At 39.8% G+C, this 2,160-nt stretch carries 2 protein-coding genes; both read left to right on the forward strand.

Annotated elements, in window-relative coordinates:
• Positions 1-342 precede the first annotated feature (342 nt).
• Positions 343-978, forward strand: a complete 636-nt coding sequence (locus GXZ13_05735) for an abortive phage infection protein (protein NLX75314.1) — start codon at positions 343-345, stop codon at positions 976-978.
• An 11-nt stretch (positions 979-989) separates the two neighbouring features.
• Entirely contained in the window at positions 990-1,805 is an 816-nt protein-coding gene (locus GXZ13_05740) for a nucleotidyl transferase AbiEii/AbiGii toxin family protein (protein NLX75315.1), read from the forward strand.
• Positions 1,806-2,160 lie beyond the last annotated feature (355 nt).

A 2,160-nucleotide genomic window follows, 5' to 3' on the forward strand; every position in this document is an offset into this window, starting at 1 on the left:
ATACAGGACAGATAAAGCAGATTTAAACGACAGAGCAAAGACAAAGGCAGGCGGAGATTCTTCTTGCCTGCCTTTGTTGTCTATCAATATCTACGACACCCAGTGGCCCAACCGGTAATATTTATTACCGGATAAAACTAAAATCGGAAATAATATTTACCGGAGAATTGACCAATAAGTCTTGAAGACTGAATTCCTAGGTGGATGCACTCTCCGCCAGCATTTACGATCGCTTCACTATTGCTTCACCACAGCTTCACGCGACATGTTTGGTCGCAGTTTCAACATTATAAAAGCCGCTTACGCATTGCGAATTTCCGCATATTTTACAAACATACTTAAATGATATACAATATGAGTATATTTGTAAAAAGGGTGATGATCGTGGATCATATGGAAAAGCTGAAAAAACTAATTCAGAAGCAGCGGGGCACAGTTCTAAGTTCTGATCTTGACCGAAATGAGATACCCAGAATATATCTGCAAAAGATGCTGGCAGAGGGTCAGCTTGAAAGAGTTGCCCGGGGTGTTTATGTATCTGTTGATTCGATAGAGGATGAAATGTATTTCATGCAGACGAAGTATCCAAAATTGATCTACTCGCATGAAACGGCCCTGTATTTGCACGGCTTATCGGACAGAACGCCATTTGAATATTCAGCTACAGTCCCAAGCGGTTACAAGGTCGTTGGGACTGTAGCTAAACGGTTCAAAATCTACTATATCAAAAAAGAGCTTCATGAGCAGGGAGTTGAAACTGTAAAAAGCACCCATGGCAATCCGCTCAGAACATACATCCTTGAAAGAACGATCTGTGATTTGATCAGAAGCAGAAGCCGCGTAGACATCCAGATCCTGAATGACGCATTAAAACGATTTGTGAAATTAAAGTCAACGGATTACTCGATCCTCATGGATCATGCAAAAAAACTCAGAGTTGAAACTCCTCTCAAAAATTATCTGGAGGCGTTGCTATGAACGGAGAAGCTATGAGCCTGAAGGCAAAAATAAGAAATTTAGCCAAAAAGAAAGATATGTCCGCTCAGGTAGTGCTTCAAAACTATATGTTTGAACGGTTTCTGGAAAGACTTTCCAAATCAGCGTACCGGGATAAATTTATCCTTAAGGGCGGGATCCTTATTGCGGCACTTGTTGGTATAGATAATCGGGCAACAATGGACATGGACACTACGATCAAAAATTATCCCATTAATGTTGGATCTCTGACAAAAGCGATCAAGGAAATTTGCAGTATAAATGTTGAAGATGGCGTAAGTTTCTCCTTTTTGAACATTGAAGCCATTCGAGATGATGATGCTTATGGCGGTTATCGGGTGAGTATTGTTTCTGAATTTGATACTATCGCGACTCCTATGCAGATAGATATCACAACAGGTGACGTTATTACGCCAAAAGAAATTCTATATTTGTTCAAGATGATTTTCAAAGAAGGCAGCATTGGCATCTGGACTTATAACATTGAAACTGTCCTGGCAGAAAAAGCAGAAACTATTTTGAGAAGGGGAGAACTGAATACAAGACAGAGGGATTTTTACGATGTATATATACTAACTAAAACCCAGAGTATTAACAATAAAGTATTTGCTGAGGCACTGAGATCAACTGCGGCACATAGGGGAACAAATCATATTTTTAAAAATATCAGCAATCGATTGGAAGAAATTGAAAAAAGCGAAACGTTGAGAGCCAGATGGAATAGGTACACAAAAGATTATAGGTATGCTGATGGGATCAAGTACGAGGGTGTAATGTGTGCATTAAAAGCTTTGATCGATAATATTTGATTTAAAATCCTTTTTACAAAAATACGTATTTGCATGATGATTTAAGTATATTTATAAAAAGACACCTCTAAAAACGTTCAAATTTAGCAAGCTTGGAAGTGGCAGGCATCATTGTAAAACGTTCGTTAGACTTCTTTGCGTTTGCTCTTACGTTCGTTTTGGACGAGAAAGCGAACGCGAAGAAAAAATATGAGATGTGATCATGGATCCTAAACAACTGTAGGTGAATTTGCCGGTAAGTCTTTAGGAATAAGTTCCCGCCTGACTAAGTCAGGCAATTCCCCGCAGCGAGATCATTGCTGCAAATTCACCGCGACCTTAAGTCGTCAATTCCCCCGCGGACGTAGTCTCCGCC

It is taken from the genome of Synergistaceae bacterium, assembly GCA_012728235.1.
In the GTDB taxonomy this organism is placed as follows: Bacteria; Synergistota; Synergistia; order Synergistales; family Synergistaceae; genus JAAYFL01.

What these genes read in the sequence shown, in the direction of transcription:
- GXZ13_05735 (NLX75314.1), top strand. Translation starts at nt 343, where the DNA reads ATGATATACAATATGAGTATATTTGTAAAAAGGGTGATGATCGTGGAT.
- GXZ13_05740 (NLX75315.1), top strand. Translation starts at nt 990, where the DNA reads ATGAGCCTGAAGGCAAAAATAAGAAATTTAGCCAAAAAGAAAGATATG.